The organism is Daejeonella oryzae DSM 19973, from assembly GCF_000422945.1.
Classification (GTDB): domain Bacteria; phylum Bacteroidota; class Bacteroidia; order Sphingobacteriales; family Sphingobacteriaceae; genus Daejeonella; species Daejeonella oryzae.
On the sequence record NZ_AUHA01000006.1, the window covers coordinates 26589 to 43105 of the forward strand.

Sequence of the window (16517 nt, forward strand, 5' to 3'; positions counted from 1 at the left end):
AAACTTGAAATCTAATTATTATGGCATTAGAAATAACAGATGCAAACTTTGATGAGTTAGTACTTAAATCAGACAAACCGGTATTGGTAGATTTTTGGGCAGAATGGTGTGGCCCATGTCGCATGGTTGGTCCGGTTGTAGAAGAATTAGCTAAAGAATTTGATGGCAGAGCCGTTATAGGTAAAGTAGATGTAGATAGCAATCCAGAAATTTCAATGAAATTTGGAATACGCAATATCCCGGCTTTATTATTCTTTAAAAATGGTGAAATTGTTGACAAACAAATTGGTGCGGTTCCTAAATCTGTTTTAGCAGATAAATTAAGTAAGCAATTAGCTTAAACTTAATTCAATATTTATTTATTAATTATGCAAAACTCCGGCTTTAGCCGGAGTTTTTGTTTCTAGGCTGTTTTTACTTTTTTCGTCTCCACACTTCTTCCAGCTTCCAGTTTCCGATTAATCCGGTATGATACCATTTATCGCCTACTACTTTGGCTTTAAAGCGATAAGTTTGATTCAACGCATCCGGACGGCTGGAATAATCAATTATTTCTGTGTAATTGTCGCCATCAATAATGGCTCTTCCGCCCGAGGCCATGATAAATGAATTATCGGAAGTTTTATTAATAATGAATATGAAATGGCCCGGAGATACAATTTTCATCTCTTTCTTATAACTTTCACCTTCACGGTATACACTGTCTTCTGTAGTAAATACAGACGATTCTAAAATCCAGGTTCCGTATAATTTCGATTTTTTGGGTTGGCAAAATCCTGCAAAAAATAGAGCGAGCAGTAAACTCGTTAAGAGTAGTTTTTTCATGTCTTTAATAATTAAGTGATATTTATAGTTCATTCTGAAATTTCAGGTTGATCTGGCAAACAATCGGACTTAACTATTCGACAGGTCTTTTAAAAAGATGCAGTGAAGTTTATTTGTATTGGTAAATAGTTGCTCATTAATAATCGTATAAAAATTTATAGTCTGATTTAAAATAAATATCAAATTCTATTTTAAATATAAAAAAAAACTCCGGCTCAAAGCCGGAGTTTTTTTACTTCCTGTGGAGGTTTTATTTCCAATAATTTGAAAATTCTGCAGGGAGAGGTTTATCCAGCATATACTGGTACATAAACCGGGTATTTTCCTGAGCGGAATGCCTGGACTTGGCTCCGCGGAAACCATGGCGTTCGCCCGGGTATAGCATAAATTCAAAATGCTTGTTCAAATCTTGTAATTTATTAACTAACTGAATACTGTTTTGCATGTGCACATTATCATCCATTGTACCGTGAACAATACGCAAGGTGCCTTTTAATTTCTCAGCGTAGGTCAACGGCGCAGTAATTTTATAACCTTCCGCATTATCCTGCGGGGTATCCATAAAGCGTTCTGTATAATGTGTATCGTACAAAGCCCAATCAGTTGGCGAGAAATTTGCAATTCCGTGAGTAAATACATCGGCTGCATAGGTTAATGCCATTGCAGTTATATATCCACCAAAACTACCGCCGGTTATGCCCACTTTGTTTTCATTCACATATCCTTTGGTTTTTAAAAAATTTACAGCATCCACATAATCGTCAATTTCATATTTACCAAGCTGGCGATAGATGTAATTCATTCCTGTTTTACCTAAATGGCCGGCGCTGCGATTATCAATAGCTACCTGAATTACTCCTTCTTTTGCCCACCAGTAGTTTTGTCCTACCGGACTTTTAAAACGATCATAAACCGTTCCTGCATCCGGGCCACCATAAATGGAGATCCAAACCGGATATTTTTTGGAAGCATCAAAATTAAGAGGCAAAGTTACCGTCATTGGTAATTCAAGACCATCACGGGTTTTATAATACACCAGGTTTGTTTCAGGAAGATTGTAATTACTAAACTCAGGGCCTTTAGAATTTGCCAACTGGCGTATAATCTTTCCATTTTTATCTAGCAAAGCTGTTTGTGGCGGAGTTTGCAGGTTTGAAAAGTTACTTATAAAATACGATCCGTTTGGAGACAAACTAATCGTATGATCGTAGTTTCCGAATGTTAAGCGCTTAGGTTCGCCTCCTTTTAAAGAAACCCGATATAAATCAAAACGGGTGGTTGCTTCTTTACGGGCTGTAAAAAATATTTCCTGGGCTTTTTCATCAACCATCAATAAATTAGCAACTCTCCATTTTCCGGAAGTTAATTGCTTTTTAAGCTTTCCGTTCAGATCCATATAATAAAAATGGCCGTATCCGGATTTATCGCTTTTTAAAATGAATCCCTGTCCATTTTTCAAAAAGTACATGTCGTCAAACCAGTCAATCCAGGTTTTTTGCTTCTCTTCATAAATTACTTTCTTCTTGCCATCAGTTGGCGTTACAGAATAAATAATCAGGTCGTTTTGGTCGCGGTTCATCCACTGCATCCACAAAGTTTTACTGTCGGCCATCCAGAAGGGAGTTCCAAAGTATTGATCGTCTTTGGCATTAAAATCTGTCCACACAATTCCTTCGCGGTCTGCATTTACAATTCCCATTTTTACTTCCGGATTTTTATCTCCGGGTTTTGGATATCGTGTGTTTTCTAAAAAGCCATGTTGTCCGCTTGAGTTATAAATGGGAAATACAGGAACTTGCGAATCGTCAAAACGCATAAACGCCAGGCGTTTGCTATCTGGACTCCACCAAAAAGCTTTATATCGGGTTGCACGACCTAAAATTTCTTCGTAGTAAACCCATGATGCCCAGCCGTTATATATAACGTCAGAACCATCGGTGGTATAACGAATTTCATTTTTCCCTGTGATATCCGCTTTATATAAGTCGTTGTTGCGGGTAAATGCAATTAATTTTCCATCCGGAGATAGGGTTGGGTTTTTTTCTTCAATAGTATCGTTAGTGATTCGGGTCTCTGTTCCCTGGGCATCTTTATAATAGATATCTCGATTTTTAATAGTTACCGTAGCCACATTAACCTGGGCAGGTGCAGAAGGTACAGCATTTCCTGTTTTTACATCAACTGTATAGGGCTTAGATTGCTGACCTTCGGGACGGTATTCAATATAATGCGTGTCATCCGCCCAGCCCCGCTGAACAGGAATGGCATTAATAATGTCTTTGGGAGATTTTTCATAAACTTCCGAAAACGAGAGTTCTTTCTTTTGCTGGCTAAAGGCCGAAGCTGATAAGCAAACTGTGCCTGCCAGTAAAATAATTCTGCTTTTATTTATCATCATAATTTAACGGTGAATATTAGAAATTATAAAGGTTGTAAGATAATATCTTATTATAAGATTGAGGTGTAAAATTGTAAATACAAATTTTGTGAATACTCAACGATGGTTCTTCTTTACATAGAATACATTTTTTATTAAAACTGCCTAAATTAAATAGTACTTTTCGGTATGCAGATAAAGCTTAGTGACTATAAAGAGCTTCAGGATTTTGGTAATCTGGAATTACTGGCAAAACAGGTTGTTGAAGGATTTATAACTGGTCTCCATAAAAGTCCGTTTCATGGCTTCTCTGTAGAATTTGCAGAACACCGTCTGTATAATAGTGGAGAATCGGTGAAAAATATTGACTGGAAGTTATACGGACGAACAGATAAACTTTTTGCTAAACGATTTGAAGAAGAAACTAATTTACGCTGCCATGTAATTTTGGATGTTTCATCATCCATGTATTATCCCGAAAAGGATTTTAATAAACTGTTATTTTCTATTTATTCTGCAGCCTCATTAATATATCTGTTTAAAAAGCAGCGTGATGCTTTTGGATTGGGAGTTTTTTCTGATAAACTTGAGTTTTTAACTCCGGCCAAATCTACATCGGTACATCAGAAATATCTTTTTGCAGAGCTGGAAAGTTTGCTTACCCGTGAAGGCCGCGGTCAAAAAACATCGGTTGCATCAGCATTGCACAGCATTGCAGAACAAATCCATAAAAGGTCACTGGTTATTATTTTTAGTGATATGCTTGAAGGGGGAAATTCTCCTGAAAAATTGACTGAAATATTTTCTGGTTTGCAGCACTTAAAACATAATAAGCATGAAGTTGTAATTTTTAATGTGATGGATCACAAAAGAGAAATGGATTTTGAATTTGAGAATCGCCCGTATCATTTCATAGATTTAGAAACCGGAGAAGAATTAAAAGTGCAGGCAAACGAAGTTAAAGAGACCTACTTGAAAGCTATACAAACCTATCATCAGGAGCTAAAGCTAAAATGTGCTCAATTTAAAATTGATCTGGTAGATGCAAATATTCACGAAGGTTTTTATCACGTTTTAAATTCATATATCATTAAACGCGAAAAAATGATTTAGTGCATTTTGGTTGTTGTAAAGATCTTATACAATTGCCGCTATTTATTGCATTTTGTTGCCAGTAAATTAACTTTAAGATTAATAAATTCACACAAAATAGTGTTTGCCGAAATTTAATTTTATTCTTTAAATTCTTTAAACATAGTGGTTGATAAGTGCGTACAATTGCCCCATAATTGATATTTGCCCCGGAAAATAAACCAAAAAAATTAATTGGGGCCAATTAAAAAAATAGTATGAGATTATCTATAGAACGCAAACAAGAGAAAGTTTATCCGGATCCGAAAAGGGTTATAGCCCGCTTTTTTTTTAGTTATGACGGCAGGGCAAAAGAGTTGATTTTAAGAGTCATGAATTTATCGGATGAAGAGGTATTCTCTATCATATCTCCGGTATTGCAGGAATATTCTAAAAGACATCGTAATATCACCCGAATTTTGAATCGCCATTGCGATAAAGTAAAATATTTATTTCAGGAGCTTGAGATTAATTTTGATGAGATTCCTTCTTATCGCAAATTGCTGATCGGCTCTTATTTTACCCACGAGTATTCAATTGAATCTGCAGCTTTTTTTAATCCCTCTATAGTCGAAGATCCGGATCAGTCTGAACTTGAAGAAGGGCAAAAACGAGTAATTATTAGTTTTAGAGCAGTAGGCGAGGGTCATATTTCATCTATTGTTTTCAGACGTGCATTACTCGATAAACACGCAAATATTCATGTGATGCCGGCAGGAAATTATATTGATGAGGCTGAAGTAATTTTAAATGCCACCTATAACAAAAAACTATTTTTCGAGAAAGCGGCCGAAACTAAAATCGACGTTCATATTCTGGAAGAGGTTAAAGATAAACTGGCAGATAAGTTCGAATATTTAAACCTGCGCAAAATTATCATGGATTCTAAAAATTTGCAGGAAGATTATCGGACTAAAATAGAATATGATAAAGTTCTCTGGCTGTCTGATTCTTACCACAACATCAGTTTTTCAAAAGACACGGATATATCTGACCGCGTTATATTCCCCATCTCAGAATTTGAGCGGAAAGGTATAGAAGATGCCCGCTTTGTTAAATTTGTTGATGATGATGGTAAAATTAGCTATTATGCAACCTACACGGCGTATGATGGTGCTTTAATAATGCCTAAACTTTTAAATACTACAGATTTCTATGATTTTAAAATAAGTCCTTTGTTTGGTGTCGGGGCTCAGAATAAAAATCTGGCGCTTTTTCCACGTAAAATAAATGGCAAATACGCCATGATGTCCCGAATTGATGGATGGAATAATTATATCATGTATTCTGATAAAATTACCATCTGGCAAAATCCGATAAAATTACAGGAACCAAAATTTTCCTGGGAATTCTCTCAGATTGGAAATTGCGGTTCTCCAATAGAAACCGAGCATGGATGGTTGGTGATTACTCATGGAGTGGGACCGATGCGCCGCTATTGCCTGGGTGCAAGTCTGCTCGATTTGGAAGATCCTTCTATAGAAATTGGCCGTTTAGAAGAGCCATTACTCATCCCTAACCAGGAAGAACGTGAAGGATATGTGCCTAATGTTCTATATTCCTGCGGATCAATTATTCATAACAATAAACTTATAATTCCGTACGGACTTTCAGATTATTGCTCATCATTTGCAACAGTAGATCTTCAGGAATTATTAATTAAGCTTAGAGAAACAAATCCGGTTCAGGCTTCAGGCTTAATCAGCTAATATTTGATTATAACAATCGATATAATCACTTACCATTTTATTACGGGAAAATTGTGATTGGGACCATTTCCGGCAATTTTCCCGTTTTATTTTATGCAAATTCTGAAGAGCTTCCAGAGCTTCGTCGACCGTGTTTACTAAAAATCCCGTTTCTTGATCTTTGATCAGTTCGGACATACTTCCCTTATTAAAAGCGATAACCGGTGTTCCGCACATCATTGCTTCAGCAATACTTAAGCCGAATGGCTCATTAAAATTGATAGGATGGAGTAATGCAGCAGCCTTACCTAAAATATTGTTTCGTCCTACCGGATCTGAGTTTCCAACGTATTTAATTTGCTCATTTAAAAAAGGCTCAACTTTTTCTTTGAAATAATTCCCATCCTGTATAAGTCCGGATATAATCAGATTACGTTTACTTTTTTGGGCTATTTCAATAGCTTCCGCAGTTCCTTTATCAGGATGAATGCGGCCAAAATATACTAAATAATCTTCCGGATGATTGTTAAATTTAAAGTCAGCTACATTTATCCCGTTATAAACTGTTGCCAGGTAGTTTAATTCCGTGCTACGGTCTGAGTTGCTTATTGAAACGTAATGCGTATTGCTGTTATACTTCTTATAAACCGGAATTATTTTAGGTGACGAAAAACCGTGTATCGTAGTAATTAGAGGAGTTTTAATTAACCTGGAATAGCTAAGGGGCAGAAAATCAAAATGATTATGAATAAGATCAAATTTGGAAGCCTTTTCCATCAAATTACTGATATGAAGACATTCAGCCACTTTTGCGTCAACTTGCCTGTCTTCTTCATAGCCGTCGTCTATCACACCGTCTAACTTACCGCTTGTAATAGAATTTTTAGTAGCAAATAAGGTTACATCGAAACCCTTATTTACTAATCCTTCCGCTAAGTTAGAAGCCATTTGCTCCCAAGGTCCATAATGTTTGGGCGGAGTTCTCCAGGCTATGGGAGAGAGAATGGCGATCCGCATTATCAGGCTACTTCCGTTTTAATCTCAGTTATTTCAACAGGTGCTGCCGGTTCATATTCATACTCTATTTCCAGTGCTTTTAAAACGGTTAAATGAGATATCAAATACGCCAGTGTGCTTTCAGCGCCCTGATTACGGTTAATTCCATGAGGCTGTAAGCCATCGCAACATCCGTGTGTTTCATGATCATATAGCGGAATCCTGAGTGTATTTTCTCCAAGAAACCATTTATAACTTAAATACATTTTGCTAATAAAAACCGTTTTCTTGGTTACATGAAATGCTTCAAAATACATCAGAACCATTGCCATTACTTCAATTGCCTGCTGATCGAAAACAGCCATCTGCTTGTTTTTGAAGAACCAGCCCTCACTTCCAACAGGATGCAAATAACCGTTGCTCATGGTATGCTTATCTAAAAACTCAAGGGATTCCAAAGCGATTTCCATCACTTCTTCATCAGAGGTTATTTCATAAGAATACAATAATGCCAACGGCAAAATGGCGTTGTCATAAGTAAGTTTTTCTTCAAACCAATGCCAGTCTGTTGATTTATGGTTTTGATAGGCTTTTACCAATGGTTTGGTCAATTCCTTAAGCTGATAGTTCATCCCTTCATTATAGGGGTGTACCCGCAGATAATTCACAACCCCGATAATGGTGTTTCCAATCCCTCTTAAATGTTCAAGATTTTTGAAATGAGGTACAGACCTGAAAAAAAGCTCTTCCGCGAACTCTCTGTAGGAGTTATTTGGTGCGCAATTGATTAGGTATCCCAACGACCAAACCGTTCTTCCAAAAGAATCTTCTGAACCAACCTCGTCCAAATATTTTCTGTCAAAGCTTAAAAAGTTTCTGAAATTACCATCATCCTGCTGCATGTACTGAATATAACTCAGATATACAGGCAGCAATTCAAGAGCAATTTTACTTTTGTTTTGCTGATACGACATTAAGGCCATAATGAGCGCCCGGGCATTATCATCCAGACAATAACCTTCCTTTAAATTGGGTATACCGTATTTGGCATGCTGAACAATTCCCGTATCATCTGTAAGACGCTTTACATGAGAGAGGTTAAATGTGGGAATACTTTCGGAGTCTATTATCGGCTTTGCCTTTTCAATACGAATAAGTTTTCGCCTTGCATGATTCAAAACTTTGATATATTCCTGACCAATTACAGGCCATCTTAAATGCAAACCATAATCGTACGCATTCTTTTTCAGTTCAGCTAATTTTTTTGGATGGTCCAGTAAATCTATGATTTGTAAGGATAAAGCTGCTGAATCTTTAAAGTCAAATAATTTTCCCCTATTATCTGCTAAAAGTTCCTGAGCATGCCAGTATGGTGTAGAAATAACTGCTGAGCCCGAACCCACTGCATAGGATAATGTTCCACTGGTAATTTGCGCTTCGTTCAGATACGGAGTTATGTAAATTTCTGAGGCTGTCAGATAATTAAATAACTCATCTTCCGAAACAAATTTGTTGATGAAGACCAGGTTTTTTTCCACTCCTAACTGGGTAGCAAGAGATTTTAAGCTATCGCGATATTCTTCACCAGAATTTTTTCTTACTCCGGGATGAGTATTTCCCAAAACAACGTACATAACATCCGGATGTTTTTCAACAACCTGTGGTAAAGCTTTTATTACCGTTTCTATTCCTTTATTTCGGCTGATCAGTCCAAAAGTGAATAACACTTTTTTATTTCTGAAAGGACTTAAGCTTTTAATAGGGTTAAATGCATTTGGTTCCAGATCGGGCACACCATGTTCTATAAATTGAATCTTATCCCTGGGAATGTTGTAGATTTCTGTTAAAAAATCAACTGCCCGCCTGCTCATTACTACAATTTTAGCTGACTGATTCGCTATTTCCTTGATGATTATTTGCTGCAGGTACGAAGGCTCTTTTAAAACTGTATGGAGAATCGTTATTAATGGTTTTTCCAAGCGATTGATCAGGGGTAAAAGGTAAACGCCATTTTCCCCGCCAAAAATCCCGAATTCATGCTCAACGATACATACATCAGTATCGCTGGTATTGATATAATTGGCAGCTTTTATATAATCCTTCTGATGTTCCTGCCTGATAGTTAATTTCACTTCATCCGGATATTCGTATTCGTGAATGTCGTCTGAGTCGGTCATGGCTACAACAAAACCATTTGGCGATACAGCTTTGCTATCAGCTCCAATTGCTCTGAATAAGTTAAAATTAAATGTTGCAATACCACATTCTCTCGGTGGATATGTAGAAATGTATGCTATTTTCATCTAGTAATTTTTTTTCTCTATAAATAAGTAACGCTTTTTATCTAAAGATTGTTCGCAGGGTTATGTCATCAAAATTCATTTAAAGTTATTGCTGATGATTAATGAAGCTAAATCTTTAAAATTTCAACAGTATATCCTGACTTTTTTATCGAAGATTAAGATGCTTGTTAATTTATCTGAGAAATGATGTGCTGACTTTTAGCAATTTTTTATCCCTGACAAATTAATTGTAAACTTTTAGAAGCTAATGTGTTATATAATATAAGATGGAGAAAAGAGAATTAGTTCAAAAAGCACATATGGTATGTACTTTACTTGAAGATGATGGAGTTTTTCCGAACAATGGATATTTAACTATGCTGGTTTACAAAGGTGCATTGCTCTTGCAACCCGAAGATGAATCTTCTGTTATTGAAAAATTATTTGAAAGTAATCAATGGTCTAATTCATGGAAGAACGGCATTTTTGATTATCACCATTATCATAGCAACACGCATGAAGTATTAGGGGTATTTTCAGGGACAGCTGAATTGCAAATTGGCGGACCTCAGGGATTGCGGGTGGAGGTTGTAAGGGGAGATGTAATTATTTTGCCGGCCGGCGTAGCCCACATGTGTCTTAAAAAAAGCGATGATTTTGTAGTGATCGGGGCGTATCCCGAAGGAAAAATTCAGGATATGAATTATGGGAAAGAGGGGGAAAGGCCGGCTGCTGATACAAACATTGCGAATGTTCAAATGCCTCATACAGATCCAGTGTACGGAAAAAATGGACCTCTTATAGAAAACTGGAAATAAGACTTGGCGGATTTCCGCTAAGTCTTATTTGTAGGATTTTTTAAGGTTATCTGCCGGCAGGTCTTTTTCCGCTAAATCTACGGTTAGCTCCGCTTAATCCCGAGCCGCCGGATGATGGTCTGGATTTTTTTTCGGGAGCCTTTTTCTTTAATGGCTGGGAAAATTTGAAATCAGCGCCTTTCATGTGATAAGGTTGTTCTTCAACAACCGGTATAGTTTTAGAAATTAATTTCTGGATGTCTTTTAAGAATTCCATTTCCTCATCATCACAAAAAGAAAATGCAATACCGCTTGAGCCGGCCCGGCCTGTTCGGCCAATACGATGAACGTAAGTTTCCGGTACGTTTGGCAATTCATAATTCACTACATGAGAAAGCTCATCAATGTCAATCCCGCGGGCTGCAATGTCTGTTGCAACCAAAGCTTTTATTTGTCCGCTTTTAAAATTGGTTAAAGCTTTTTGTCTGGCATTTTGCGATTTATTTCCATGAATTGCCTCCGCTTTTATATTTGCTTTAATAAGGTCTTTTACAATCTTATCAGCGCCATGCTTGGTTCTTGCAAAAACGAGTGCAGATTTAATGGTTCTGTCATTTAATAAATGAATCAGCAATTTTTTCTTATCCCCTTTTTCTACAAAATAAATGGCTTGCTCAATGGTATCAGCCGTAGAAGAAACCGGTGTAACTTCAACTTTTTCCGGATCTACCAGGATTGTGTTTGCGAGTTTTTGAATTTCCTGAGGCATTGTTGCCGAGAAAAACAAAGTCTGTCTTTTTTGAGGGATTTTGGTGATGATCTTTTTTACATCATGTATAAATCCCATATCCAGCATCCGGTCTGCTTCATCAAGTACAAAGATTTTTAAATGATGGAGATGAACAAATTTTTGATTGATCAGATCTAAAAGCCTTCCGGGAGTTGCAATTAAAATATCAACTCCATTTCTTAAAGCCGTAACCTGGGCGCCCTGAGATACTCCGCCAAAAATAACAGAATGCTTAAGTCCGGTGTGCTTTCCGTAAGCTGCAAAACTTTCACCTATTTGTATGGCAAGCTCTCTTGTTGGAGTCAAAATTAGTGTTTTTATAGCTTTTGGACCATTCTCGTATATTTTTCCGTTATTCAGGATTTGAAGAATAGGGATAGCAAATGCAGCAGTTTTTCCCGTACCTGTTTGTGCACAGCCAAGGAGATCTTTTCTGTCTAATATAATTGGGATTGATTGTTCCTGAATAGGAGTGGGAGTAGTATAACCTTCAGTTTTTAAAGCCCTGAGGATAGGCTCAATTAAATTTAAATTTTCGAACGACATTCAATATGATTAAAGTATTCAGGCTAAAATGTCCTGAATTTTATTGCTGGCAAAGATAATGCTTTTAAAATGAAATGTCTGCGTCAAAAAATCAAGCTTCATTTTAAGCCGCAGCCTCATCAAAAACATAGTCGATAGCCTCTGAAATTACTTTGCATGCTTCTATAATTTCAGTATCAGTAATAATTAATGGAGGCGCTAATCTTAAAGCAGTATCACAATGTAAAAACCAGTCGATGATTACTCCGTTTTCCACACATCTTTTACTGATGTTTTCTACATGCTCAAACGTGTCGAGTTGGATAGAGAGCATTAATCCTTTTCCTCTTATCTCTTTAATATGGCGATTTTGTAAATGTTTGCGGAACAGGTTCTCCTTTTCTTCAACCGAATTTATAAGATTTTCCTGAAGAATTACTTTGAGGGTTGCTAATCCGGCCGCACAGCTTACCGGATGTCCGCCGAAAGTAGTGATATGCCCAAGAATTGGATTATCCTTTAATACATCCATAATTCTTTTATCGGAAATGAAAGCACCAATGGGCATTCCACCGCCCATACCTTTCGCAAGCAATAAGATATCTGGAATGATGTTGAAATTTTCAAAGCCGAACAGCTTTCCGGTTCTTCCGAAACCGGTTTGAATTTCATCCAGTATCAAAAGGGTTCCGGTTTCATCGCAACGCTTGCGTAACGCCTGCATATAAGCTATATCCGGCACTCTTATTCCGGCTTCTCCCTGGATAGTTTCCATAATTACCGCCGCAGTTTTTTCAGTAATTAATTCCAGTTCTTTGCTCTGATTAAAATTTATGAAACGAATACCGGGAAGTAAGGGGCGGTATTTTTGTTTATAATATTCATTACCCATTACACTTAAAGCACCTTGCGTACTTCCGTGATATGAATTATTAAAAGCAATGATCTCCCCTCTGTTGGTATAACATTTAGCGAGTTTCATAGCACCTTCTGTTGCTTCTGTTCCAGAGTTTACAAAATAAACCGAATTCAATTTTCCGGGTAATACACTGCAAATTTTCTCTGCAAATTTTATTTGAGGAGCCTGAATATATTCTCCGTAAACAGTTATATGTAAATATCGGTCCACCTGATCTTTGATGGCCTGCACGACTCGAGCATGCCTGTGGCCGATATTGCTTACCGCAAAGCCAGAAACAAGATCCATGTACTTTTTGCCCTTCGTGTCATGTATGTAAATTCCCTGGGCGAAGTCAACTTCCAGAAGCCTGGGAAAGTTGGATGTTTGGGCCGTGTTCAGTAAAAATAACTGGCGATTTGTGATCATTTTCAAAAATAAGAAAGGCTTTCAGGTTTAACCTGAAAGCCTGTATTTAACCTGACTATTTTAGTAATTAATTTTTTCTCCGTTCTTTCAGCTCCTTAATCAGATGTTCCCTGAATTCTCGTTCTGCACGATAAAGTTGTAAAACTTTTTCTGACGGAATTACTTTTGAAAATTCCTGCTTATACTTTTTGCGGATATCCAGCAAACGGCCTTCAAATTCCAGTTCACTATTTAAAACGTCATCTGCATTATTATCCTGATTGCTTTTGGCTTGCTTTTTAAGTTTCAGCAATCCGTACACCTCTTTCTGATAATTGTTATAAACAGGCCAGAATTTTTCAGCTTCCTCGGTATTCAGATCAAGTTTTTGTGTGATAAAAGCAACTTTTACAGCTTCAATTTGCTGCGAGCGATTTTGAGGTGATTGAGCCTGCGCTGATGAAAACATTGCAAAACCAATCAATAAACTCCAAATCCATTTCATAATTTATTATAATTTATAAGGTGGTATTAATATAAAACTCCAGATCCTCGGGAGAAATTTCTTTATTTAATTCTGCCAGATCTACGTTCTGTCCTAAATTTTCAAGAATTGCAGGAGTATCTCCCTCGTCAGTATGGACTTGCAGATAATTGATAATTTCCTGTTCTGGAACTTTCCCCAATTGCTTGTCTAAATTAGGAGACTGATTTAGATTTAAAAATGCGACAAAACCTATTACCGCAGTAATTGAGGCGGCAGCTGCATATTTGGCCCAGGCCGGAAATAATTTTCTGACTTTAACAGGAGATTTCCCCGCTGATTCATCCATCCTGGAAATAATATTATGATTCAGGCTTTCAAAATATCCGTCCGGAACTGCAAACCCGCCATTATTTACATCCTGTTTAAGAGATTCTAAAGTAATTCTTGATTTGATGTTTTCTGAAAGCAAGTCAAAATAATTCTCGGGGATTTGAAATTCTTCCTCAATATCAAAACGGGAATTCTCAATTGTTATCCTCGCTTTAATAAGCTCAGCTGTATTCTTAAAATAATTTTCAGGTACAGAAAATGGATTTGAATTCCTGATTGCCGAAAGGGCAGGAACTTCATTTTTCCATTCATTCTCTGTATTGTCTAAATCCATAGTGTTTAAGATACAATTATTGCAAAAAGGTTTAATCGGTATTTAGGAGATAATGCTCTATTTTCTTAACTGCCAGGTGGAATGATGCTTTGAGGGCGCCTACGCTGGTTCCTAAGATTGAAGATATTTCCTCATATTTCAGATCATCAAAATATTTCATGTTAAATACCAAACGCTGTTTTTGAGGAAGAGTTAAGAGCGCTTTTTGAAGTTTCATCTGCGCTTTATCGCCGTCAAAATAAGACGAATCGGCAAGAGTATCGGCAAGATTTAAACCGTCCTGATCCAGATCAAGTGATATATTATTCTTTAATTTTTTGCGATTCAAAAAGGTGATGCTCTCGTTAGAAGCAATCCTGTAAAGCCATGTATATAACTGAGAATCATTTCTGAAATTAGCCAGGTTTTTCCAAACCTTAATAAAAACATCCTGCACAAGATCATCCGCATCATCGTGATTTATAACTAAACGCCGGATGTGCCAGTAAATTTTTTGCTGGTATTTATTTAATAATAAGTTGAAAGCCTCTTCACGGGTTTTTTCCTGAGCAAACTTTTCAAGAATTTCTGAATCTTCTATATTCATATATTTAGCTGCAGCTTGTCTTTAGCTTCCAGCTAAATTATTTACCTGTTTTACGATTAATTGCTTTCTGTGCAGCCTTTATAATATCACCGCTTTCTAAACCATATTTTTCCATTAACTGGTCTGGAGTTCCGCTTTCACCAAAGCTATCATCAACAGCAACATATTCTTGCGGAGCCGGATTGTTTCTTGCTAAAACCTGTGCAACGCTATCACCTAAACCTCCTAAACGATTGTGTTCTTCGGCTGTAACTACGCAACCAGTTTTTGCAACTGAATCCAGGATCGCTTTTTCATCTAATGGTTTAATGGTGTGTATATTTATAACCTCTGCATTAATTCCCATTTCTGCTAATTTTTCAGCAGCTTCAATAGCTTTCCAAACCAGGTGGCCTGTAGCTATAATACTTACATCGGTCCCTTCGTTTACCATCCAGGCTTTGCCGATTTCAAATTTTTGATCCGGATCGGTAAAAACAGGAACACTTGGCCTTCCGAAGCGTAAATAAACCGGGCCTTCGTATTCTGCGATTGCCATCGTTGCCGCTTTGGTTTGGTTGTAATCGCAAGGATTAATAACTGTCATGCCGGGAAGCATTTTCATTAATCCGATATCTTCTAAAATTTGATGGGTTGCCCCGTCTTCGCCTAATGTTAAACCGGCGTGTGAAGCACAGATTTTCACATTTTTATTGGAGTAAGCAATTGACTGACGAATCTGATCATATACTCTGCCGGTAGAAAAATTTGCAAAAGTTCCTGTAAAAGGAATTTTGCCGCCGATGGTCATACCTGCAGCAATTCCCATCATGTTTGCCTCAGCGATACCTACCTGAAAAAATCGATCAGGAAACTCATTTTTAAAAGCATCCATTTTTAACGAGCCGATAAGATCAGCACAAAGTGCTACCACTTCTTTATTCTTTTTTCCGGCTTCTAATAAACCGGCACCAAAGCCAGAACGAGTATCTTTTTTTTCGGTATATGTATATTTTTTCATCAGTTTCTTTTTTAGCGTTGAAGCAAGTTCCGTAAAGTCCGTTAATTATTTTATTATCGGCTTGGAAAATCCATCGGAGTATTAACAGTTATAATTCGTCAGTTGTAATATATAAATCAGCCTGATACGGAAATCAATATTCATATTGAGGCTGATTAAACTAATCAATAATCTTCTTTAGTATCTTTTAGTTGAAGTAAGGCAGCAGCTAACTGCTCATCATTAGGAGCAATGCCATGCCATTTATGTGAGTGCATCATGAAATCAATTCCATTACCCATTACGGTTTGCATCAAAATTAATATCGGTTTTCCTTTACCTGTTTTTGATTTGGCTAATTCCAGAACGCGTAATACATCCTGCATATCATTCCCGTTCATTTCAAGAACATCCCATCCGAACGCTTCCCACTTGGCACGTAAATTACCTAATGAAAGTACGTTCTCTGTAGAACCGTCAATTTGCTGCCCATTAACATCAATGGTTGAAATCAGGTTATCAACTTTATTATGCGGAGCATACATTGCCGCTTCCCAGATCTGACCTTCCTGTAATTCGCCATCTCCGTGAAGTGTATAAACCAGGTTGGGATCGTTGTTTAATTTTTTAGTAATTGCCGCTCCGATAGCCACAGAAAGACCTTGTCCTAAAGATCCGGAAGCAATACGAATTCCAGGTAAATGCTCATGCGTAGTAGGATGACCCTGCAAGCGTGTATTTAATTTACGGAAAGTAGCAAGTTCTTCCACTTCAAAATATCCTGAACGGGCTAAAACACTATACCATACCGGAGAAATGTGACCGTTTGATAGAAAAAATAAATCCTCATTTTTCCCATTCATCTGGAAGTCCGAATTATGTTTCATCACCTGAAAGTATAAAGCCACAAAGAAATCTGCACATCCTAATGAACCTCCGGGATGCCCCGATTGGCTTCCATGAACCATTCTTACAATATCTCGCCTAACCTGAGTGGCGATGCCCTCTAACTTATTTAAATCTGGAGTCATAATCTAACGCTTTACGCGGCGCTAAATTAGCCAATTTGTTGAATAAGCGGGAT

At 37.2% G+C, this 16517-nt stretch carries 15 protein-coding genes; 4 read left to right on the forward strand and 11 right to left on the reverse strand.

The window, feature by feature from the left end; genetic code table 11:
• The first annotated feature begins 20 nt into the window (after positions 1 to 20).
• The gene (trxA, locus tag G521_RS0110970; protein WP_026898581.1) at positions 21 to 341 is read left to right on the forward strand and encodes a thioredoxin; all 321 of its coding nucleotides are present in this window, start codon (positions 21 to 23) and stop codon (positions 339 to 341) included.
• Positions 342 to 414: 73 nt separating this feature from the next.
• Here the strand turns inward: trxA and G521_RS0110975 are convergent, their stop codons facing one another.
• Positions 415 to 825, reverse strand: coding sequence for a hypothetical protein (locus tag G521_RS0110975; protein ID WP_155975778.1), 411 nt, complete (start codon positions 823 to 825; stop codon positions 415 to 417).
• A 250-nt stretch (positions 826 to 1075) separates the two neighbouring features.
• Positions 1076 to 3223 carry a S9 family peptidase gene (locus G521_RS0110980; protein WP_155975780.1) on the reverse strand — a complete coding sequence of 716 codons (2148 nt, stop codon included), beginning with the start codon at positions 3221 to 3223 and terminating at the stop codon, positions 1076 to 1078.
• A gap of 168 nt (positions 3224 to 3391) precedes the next feature.
• Here G521_RS0110980 and G521_RS0110985 point away from each other — a divergent pair, with 168 nt between their 5' ends.
• Together G521_RS0110985 and G521_RS0110990 are read left to right on the forward strand one after the other, a co-directional pair.
• Positions 3392 to 4315: a DUF58 domain-containing protein gene (locus G521_RS0110985; protein WP_026898584.1), complete on the forward strand. Its 924-nt coding sequence runs from the start codon at positions 3392 to 3394 to the stop codon at positions 4313 to 4315.
• A 236-nt stretch (positions 4316 to 4551) separates the two neighbouring features.
• Positions 4552 to 6042 (forward strand): glycoside hydrolase family 130 protein, encoded by a 1491-nt coding sequence (locus tag G521_RS0110990; protein ID WP_026898585.1) that lies wholly within the window; start codon positions 4552 to 4554, stop codon positions 6040 to 6042.
• On the opposite strand, the gene G521_RS0110995 is transcribed toward G521_RS0110990, so the two are convergent.
• Together G521_RS0110995 and G521_RS0111000 are read right to left on the reverse strand one after the other, a co-directional pair.
• The gene (locus tag G521_RS0110995) at positions 6031 to 7038 is read right to left on the reverse strand and encodes a glycosyltransferase family 4 protein (protein WP_026898586.1); all 1008 of its coding nucleotides are present in this window, start codon (positions 7036 to 7038) and stop codon (positions 6031 to 6033) included. The two genes, G521_RS0110990 and G521_RS0110995, sit on opposite strands and share 12 nt — an antisense overlap.
• A gap of 2 nt (positions 7039 to 7040) precedes the next feature.
• Positions 7041 to 9320 (reverse strand): glycosyltransferase family 4 protein, encoded by a 2280-nt coding sequence (locus G521_RS0111000; protein WP_026898587.1) that lies wholly within the window; start codon positions 9318 to 9320, stop codon positions 7041 to 7043.
• 266 nt (positions 9321 to 9586) lie between these two features.
• Between G521_RS0111000 and G521_RS0111005 the strand changes: the two genes are divergently transcribed.
• Positions 9587 to 10117, forward strand: coding sequence for a cupin domain-containing protein (locus G521_RS0111005; protein WP_081675066.1), 531 nt, complete (start codon positions 9587 to 9589; stop codon positions 10115 to 10117).
• Between the two features lie 46 nt (positions 10118 to 10163).
• Here G521_RS0111005 and G521_RS0111010 read toward each other — a convergent pair whose 3' ends face one another.
• From G521_RS0111010 to G521_RS0111045, 7 genes are all read right to left on the reverse strand, one after another.
• Positions 10164 to 11432: a DEAD/DEAH box helicase gene (locus G521_RS0111010; protein WP_026898589.1), complete on the reverse strand. Its 1269-nt coding sequence runs from the start codon at positions 11430 to 11432 to the stop codon at positions 10164 to 10166.
• A gap of 103 nt (positions 11433 to 11535) precedes the next feature.
• Positions 11536 to 12738 (reverse strand): aspartate aminotransferase family protein, encoded by a 1203-nt coding sequence (locus G521_RS0111020; protein WP_026898590.1) that lies wholly within the window; start codon positions 12736 to 12738, stop codon positions 11536 to 11538.
• A gap of 67 nt (positions 12739 to 12805) precedes the next feature.
• Complete coding sequence (locus G521_RS0111025; RefSeq protein ID WP_026898591.1) at positions 12806 to 13222, reverse strand: hypothetical protein; 417 nt, start codon at positions 13220 to 13222, stop codon at positions 12806 to 12808.
• A 13-nt stretch (positions 13223 to 13235) separates the two neighbouring features.
• Positions 13236 to 13868 (reverse strand): hypothetical protein, encoded by a 633-nt coding sequence (locus G521_RS0111030; protein WP_026898592.1) that lies wholly within the window; start codon positions 13866 to 13868, stop codon positions 13236 to 13238.
• A 31-nt stretch (positions 13869 to 13899) separates the two neighbouring features.
• A complete protein-coding gene (locus G521_RS0111035) occupies positions 13900 to 14448 on the reverse strand; it encodes a sigma-70 family RNA polymerase sigma factor (RefSeq protein WP_026898593.1) in 549 nt (182 codons plus the stop codon).
• A 43-nt stretch (positions 14449 to 14491) separates the two neighbouring features.
• Positions 14492 to 15454, reverse strand: a complete 963-nt coding sequence (locus tag G521_RS0111040; protein WP_026898594.1) for a transketolase family protein — start codon at positions 15452 to 15454, stop codon at positions 14492 to 14494.
• Positions 15455 to 15618: 164 nt separating this feature from the next.
• Complete coding sequence (locus G521_RS0111045; RefSeq protein WP_026898595.1) at positions 15619 to 16464, reverse strand: transketolase; 846 nt, start codon at positions 16462 to 16464, stop codon at positions 15619 to 15621.
• Positions 16465 to 16517 lie beyond the last annotated feature (53 nt).